This is a genomic window from Robiginitalea marina (genome assembly GCF_024006985.1).
In the GTDB taxonomy this organism is placed as follows: Bacteria; Bacteroidota; Bacteroidia; order Flavobacteriales; family Flavobacteriaceae; genus Robiginitalea; species Robiginitalea marina.
In genome coordinates, this window is record NZ_JAMXIB010000022.1 from 1 (window position 1) to 6,564 (window position 6,564).

Annotated in this window: 5 protein-coding genes; all 5 read left to right on the forward strand. The window is 55.7% G+C overall.

All coding sequences use genetic code 11. From position 1 onward, the window contains the following. A partial coding sequence (locus tag NG653_RS14515; RefSeq protein ID WP_252742443.1) for a T9SS type B sorting domain-containing protein occupies positions 1–564 on the forward strand: 564 nt, incomplete at its 5' end. 43 nt (positions 565–607) lie between these two features. After that, entirely contained in the window at positions 608–1,528 is a 921-nt protein-coding gene (locus NG653_RS14520; protein WP_252742447.1) for a PorP/SprF family type IX secretion system membrane protein, read from the forward strand. A gap of 12 nt (positions 1,529–1,540) precedes the next feature. Beyond that, entirely contained in the window at positions 1,541–3,475 is a 1,935-nt protein-coding gene (locus tag NG653_RS14525; protein WP_252742444.1) for an OmpA family protein, read from the forward strand. A gap of 203 nt (positions 3,476–3,678) precedes the next feature. Further along, on the forward strand, positions 3,679–5,652 hold the full coding sequence (locus NG653_RS14530) for a C-type lectin domain-containing protein (protein ID WP_252742445.1): 1,974 nt from the start codon (positions 3,679–3,681) through the stop codon (positions 5,650–5,652). A 415-nt stretch (positions 5,653–6,067) separates the two neighbouring features. Further along, positions 6,068–6,564, forward strand: a 497-nt coding sequence (locus NG653_RS14535) for a hypothetical protein (RefSeq protein ID WP_252742446.1), incomplete at its 3' end; no start/stop codon positions are given.

A 6,564-nucleotide genomic window follows, 5' to 3' on the forward strand; every position in this document is an offset into this window, starting at 1 on the left:
GGGGACGGCCTGGACGATGGGTACGAGGGCAGCGATGTGAATGACGGGTTCGATGTGAACGATGAGATCGACGACCCGGCCAATGACCTCCCGGATACAGACGGGGAAGGGGATGTGAACTACCGGGATGCGGACGACGACGGGGATGGGGTGAGCACCCCGGATGAGGATGCGGACCAGGATGGCGACCCGACCAACGACGATACCGATGAGGACGGAACCCCCGATTACCTGGACCCCAGGGATGACCTCCCGATAGAGGGAAGGATTGAGATCAACCAGCTGGTTACCCCCAACGGCGATGGGCGCAACGATTTCCTCTTTATCCGCAATGTGGAACTGGCGCGCAACAATAGCCTCAAAATTTTCAACCGCTGGGGAATTGCAGTCTATGAAGGTATTAATTACAACAACCAGAACAATGTGTTCGACGGCCGGTCAAAAGGGCGCTCCACGGTAAATGCCGGGGAATACCTCCCGGCAGGAGTCTACTTCTATATCTTTGAATACGAGTTGAACGGACAAAAAATCACGGATAATGGGTACCTGTATGTCAGCAAATAATTCGACCCAACCCGGGCGCAAAGGGATCAGCATCGGCTTCCTGATGGCCATGGTCCTTTGGGGGGGGAGTTCCCTGGCCCAGCAGGATGCCCAGTACACCCAGTATATGTACAACACCATGAGCGTCAACCCGGCCTATGCCGGTTCTCGCGGGCAACTCAGCGTGGCAGCCCTGTATCGTTCACAATGGGCCGGGTTGGATGGGGCGCCTGAAACCTTCACGTTGAACCTGCATTCCCCCATCCGGGAAAGCCGTGTAGGGTACGGGATTTCCATAGTACACGACAACATCGGGAGCGGGGTGGTGCAGGAAACCTACCTGGACGCCGTGGTGTCTTACACAGTGGACGTTTCCCGGGATGCCAAACTTTCTTTCGGGCTTAAGGCAGGGGGCAATATGCTGAGCCTCGATTTCAGCGGGTTGCGGAATTTCGATGCCGAACCCGTGCAGGCTGCCAACATCGACAACCGGTTTTCACCGAACTTCGGGGTAGGCGCCTACTACCACACCGATCGGTTCTACGCCGGCCTTTCTGCCCCGAACTTGTTGGAAAACGAATATTTTGACAACAGCCGGCAAGAGGCCAACCAGGTGCAATTTCTTTCCACGGAACGGATCAATTTTTATGCGATTGCCGGATACGTTTTTGACCTCAATTACAATCTGAAATTCAAACCTGCGGTCCTGACCAAGGTGGTCAGCGGTGCCCCCCTCCAACTCGACCTCTCGGGGAGTTTCCTGTTCAACGAGAAATTTTCCTTTGGGGCGGCCTATCGGTGGGATGCCGCGATCAGTGGCCTGATCGGCTTCCAGCTCAACCAGCAGCTGATGGTAGGGATTGCCTATGACCGCGAGACCACTGCCCTGGGCGGCACCCAGTTTAATGACGGGTCCTTTGAACTCTTCCTGCGTTGGGAGCTGGTCCGGTCCTTTGAGCGGATGGTCTCCCCGCGTTTCTTTTAAATCGATTACGCCATGAGGAAGCTACCTGCGATACTGTTTTTTACCCTGAGCACTTTTGCGGGAGTGGCCCAGGAGCCCCTTATCAGACAAGCCGATGACCAATACGGTGCTTTTTCCTTTAAGACCGCACAAGACATTTACCAAAAGGTTCTGGATAAAGGGTTTGCCTCTGCAGAGGTCCTCCAGAAACTCGGAAACACGTATTATTTCAATGCCGACTACCCCGAGGCGGCCGGGATCTATGAGCGCCTCCTGGCAGAGTACCCTGACCAGGCCGGCCCGGAATATTACTTCCGTTACGCCCAGTCCCTGAAAAGCCTTGGCGATCCCGGCCGTTCGGCCAGGGCCATGGAACAGTATTTTGAGCAAACCGGCCGCTCCGTGGAATCCGCCTACCAAGGGGAAAAGGGGGCCATGGAGTACCTTGCGGAAATCAAACAGCATTCCGGCGGCTACCGCCTGGAGGCTTTCGGGCACAACACCCGCTACCTTGATTTTGCGCCCTCTTTCTTTGGGGAAGAATTACTTTTTTCTTCCGATCGCGATACCGGCAATTTGGCCCGGTACCGGCATACCTGGAATGCCCGTGATTTCATGGATATCTACCGGGTCCCTTCCGATACTGCCGGGAAATCCGAAGTAAGTAAGCTCGATGGGGTAAATTCCCGCTGGCATGAGTCCACCACGGCCCTGAGCCCTGACGGGCAGACCCTCTACTTTACCCGAAACAACTACCGCAAGGGGAAAATCATCACCGATGAGGAAGGGGTGGTACGCCTGAAGATATACCAGGCCACCCTAAAGGATGGGGTTTGGTCCGAAATCCGTGAGCTCCCAATCAACAGCGACGCGTACTCCGTGGCCCACCCGGCCCTGAGCCCGGATGGAAAAACCCTTTATTTTGCGTCTGATATGCCGGGAACCCTGGGGCAGTCCGACATTTTCAGGGTGGCCCTGCGGGAAGACGGGGGTTTTGGTAAGCCCGAAAACCTCGGGCCCAAAGTAAACTCTGCAGCCCGGGAAACCTTCCCCTATGTGAGTTCCGACGGGGTGTTGTATTTCGCTTCAGACGGGATATACAGCCTGGGCGGACTTGATGTTTTTGCCGTAAAGCTGGCCCAGTTGCCCTTTCGGGGCAGGGTCCTCAACCTGGGTGCCCCGGTAAACTCCCCCATGGATGACTTTACCTTCATCCTTGATGGGCAGACCCGGAAGGGATATTTTGCCTCCAACCGCGAAGGAGGCCTGGGCGGGGACGACATCTATGCGGTTACCGAATTGCAACCCCTGCCCTTTGAATGCGTACAGGAAATTTCCGGGACCGTACGCGATAAGATCACCAACGAGGTCCTGGCGGGGGCGACCGTACAGGTTATTGACGAGGAAAACCAGCAGGTATTCTCAGCAGTCACCGACGCCGAAGGCACTTACACCCTGACCCTGGACTGCGACCGCGGGAATTTTGTGCGGGCTTCCCGACAGGGCTATGTGCCGGCAGAGGAATTCCTGTACCCTTCGGATGGGAAGCCGCGGATTATCGACTTTTACCTCGAGCCGGAATCGGTATTGGCCGGATATGGGGACGACCTGGCTAAATTATTGCAGCTCAGTACTATCTATTTTGATTTCGACCGGTACGAGATCCGCCCCGATGCCGAGGTGGAATTGCAGAAAGTCATTGCGGCCATGGAGAAATACCCCAGCCTTAAGGTCAAGGCCAATTCCCATACCGACAGCCGCGGCCCGGATGCCTACAACCTCTGGCTTTCCCAAAAGCGGGCCGAGGCGACCGTCGATTATATGGTCTCCAAAGGCATCGCCCCTGAACGGCTTCAGTGGGAAGGGTACGGGGAGACCCGCCTGATCAATGCCTGCGATGACGGGGTGCGTTGCAGCGCGGAGGAACACGAAAGGAACAGGAGGTCGGAATTCATCATTTTCGAATAGGGGGGTAAGGGCTTCCTGAAGGCAACGTTTGTAGGTGCTGATCGACGATCTGCACCCTTTTTGCGTTTGGTGACCCCATAAATCCGTGGATTTACAAGGGATTTGGTTTGCTTCACAACAAAAGTTTATCCCCTGGCCACCAGTCGATTACTTTTGTAGGGATGGGGAAGGTTGACGCCTTTCCATAACGATCGGAAAAGCCTATGCACATCAGACGGGCATTGCGAATGGGCCTGTTCCTCCTTCTGCTGAAGGGGACAGCCCTGTGGTCCCAGGAGACCTTCCGCGACAACTTCAGTTCAGTTTCGTATTCCAACAATGACGGTACTTTGAATTTCTCCGGGAACTGGGTGGAATCGAATGATGATGGAAACCCGGGTACAGGCAGGATATACATTTCAGGGAACCGCCTTGGATTTCAGGACCTCGATAATGCCTTCATTACCCGCAGCCTCGATCTGTCCGGGGCCCTGAGTGCGACCCTTACCCTGGACTTTGAGCGCACCAATGGGGATGAAAGGATTTCTGTTCAACTCTTCGATGGCACGAACTGGAATGAAAGGGCTTCCCTCAATGGTACAGGCACCATGAATTATGGGTTGTCCGCCGCAGAACTGAATGCATCTGCCGGGATTCGTTTCCGGACAGACTCGGGAAACTGGGGAAGCTCAGAAACGGTATTTATAGATAATATCCTGTTTACAGCCTTGTATCCGGCGGCCAATGAACCCCCGGTCCTTACGGCCACGGGGAACCAGGTATACTGCCCCGGGGGAAGCCTCCCGGTGGCGGAGACCATAAGCATCACCGACCCTGATGATACCACAGCCTTCTTGGTTTCCGTACAGATCTCTTCGGGGTATGTACCCGGGGAGGACCTGTTGACCCTGACGGGCTCCCACCCTTCCATTACCCCGGCCTGGAGCCCCGTGGAAGGCAAATTGACCCTCACAGGCCCGGCCACCCTGGCTGAATTTGAAGCCGCAGTCCTGGCCGTGGAATTTTCCAGCAGTAACCCTGCCCCTTCCGGCAGCCGTGGGTTTTCAATCACGGTGGGCGATGCCAACTACCTGCCCCAGACCGGACACTTTTATGAATTTGTGGCAGTACCCGGGATCACCTGGACCACTGCCCGCGATGCCGCGGCCCTTCGAACGTATTACGGATTGCAGGGCTACCTGGCGACCCTGACCTCGCAGGTGGAAGCCGATTTTTCAGGCTCCCAGGCCCTGGGCGTAGGGTGGATCGGGGCCTCCGACGATGCCACGGAGGGCGACTGGCAGTGGGTCACCGGGCCAGAGGCCGGTACCTCATTCTGGAGTGGCGGGGTAGGGGGTACCGAACTGACCTTCGCCTTCTGGAACGCCAATGAACCCAATGACTTTCCAGACGGACCTGCAGTACCCGGGCAGGAGAATTTTGCACACATAACCGATCCTTCGGTGACCACCTCCCCAGGGTCGTGGAACGACCTCCCGAACGCCGGTGGCGGGGGTGCCTATGCGCCCCAGGGCTATGTGGTGGAATACGGGGGAATGCCGGGGGACCCCGTATTGAGTATTTCCGCCAATACCACCATTACCATTGACAATATCGCCCCCACCGCAAGTGCCCCCCTGCCGGTAACGGTATATTGCCCGGCGGACATCCCCCCGGTGGATACCACCGTGGTGACCGATGAAGCGGATAACTGTACCCCGAGCCCGGTGGTCAGTTTTGTGGGCGACGTGAGTAATGGGGGGACCCCGGAGGTTATCAGCCGCACCTACCGGGTGACTGATGCCGTGGGCAATTTTGTGGAGGTAATCCAATTGATTACTGTTGAAACCATTTCGTTTGCCACCCAACCCACCGACCAGGTGGTACTGGTAGGTGCAAACGGGGTTTTTTCCGCATCAGTGCCACTCGCCGACAGCTTTCAATGGGAGGTGAGCTCGAACGGGGGAAGTTCCTGGTCTGCGGTGAGCGATGGCCCGGAATACATTGGAAGTACCACTTCATCCCTTACCGTCCTGATACCGGAGATTGACAAAAGCGGATATATGTTTCGCGTACTCGCCGGGAATTCCGCTTCCCTACTTTGCCCGGAGGTGATCTCGGCCAGCGCGGTACTGACGGTAGGCCCTTCCCGGGTGCTTACCAACCGACGCATAACGTACAGGGTCAACAAAGGATAATCCGTTTTCAGCACCATGTTATATGTGCCCCGGGCACGGCTTTCAGCCATTTCTGAAACCGGATTCCCCAACGGACTTTCCTTTTTGCGGTTTCCCACAATCCCATCAGCTGCTATTCGTTGAATTTATTGATCTGATCGATGAACGACACAAACATCACTTCAATTTTAGGACTCTATACCCTGCATTTGCACGCGTACACAACAAATATTTTCCCCCCCTGTACCTGCGTCTAATTTTGTAGGGTGTTAAAATACTGTAAATGAATCAGTACTCCTCATTCCAGTCCTTCCGCGCTCCAGGTTCCTCAACTCCTGAACCGGGGAGACAGCGTACCATGAAGTCGTCAACCCGCGGGGATGTTCCCGCATTTTCCATATCCGGCCTCACGCCACCCAAAGAAAAATCGAGTACCATGAAGAAATTAAGCGTACTGTTCTTTTTGTTCCTGGTATCTGGCTGGGGTTTTGCCCAGACCACGGTAACCCTTGCCGACCAGTGCAATTGTGAAGTACTCAGCGGGACTGAGGTGACTGCTGCCGGGGCGATCACGCCAACCGGGGCAGACACAGGCGATATTTATGTAAATATCAATACCGGAACGATCTATTACTGGGATGGGAATTCCTGGGAATTGACTTCCGTCGACACCAATACCACCAATACCAGTTTTTCCGTAGTGGGAACCGACCTGGTGCTTACCGACAGCGAGGGTAATTCCGTAAGCGTGGCTTTGGCGGACCTTGGGGCAGTGATCGATACCGATGACCAGACGGCAGCAGAAGTTACCTTTGACAACACGGCCAGCGGCCTTGCCGCCACGGACGTACAGGCGGCCATCGATGAGATCAACGCAGCGGCAGGCACCGTTTCCCTGGTGGACAACGGGGACGGCACGTATGACTTTACGGA

Excerpts from the sequence above, each read along its gene's own strand:
- NG653_RS14520 (WP_252742447.1), top strand. The coding sequence starts at position 608 with ATGGCCATGGTCCTTTGGGGGGGGAGTTCCCTGGCCCAGCAGGATGCC.
- NG653_RS14525 (WP_252742444.1), top strand. The coding sequence starts at position 1,541 with ATGAGGAAGCTACCTGCGATACTGTTTTTTACCCTGAGCACTTTTGCG.
- NG653_RS14530 (WP_252742445.1), top strand. The coding sequence starts at position 3,679 with ATGCACATCAGACGGGCATTGCGAATGGGCCTGTTCCTCCTTCTGCTG.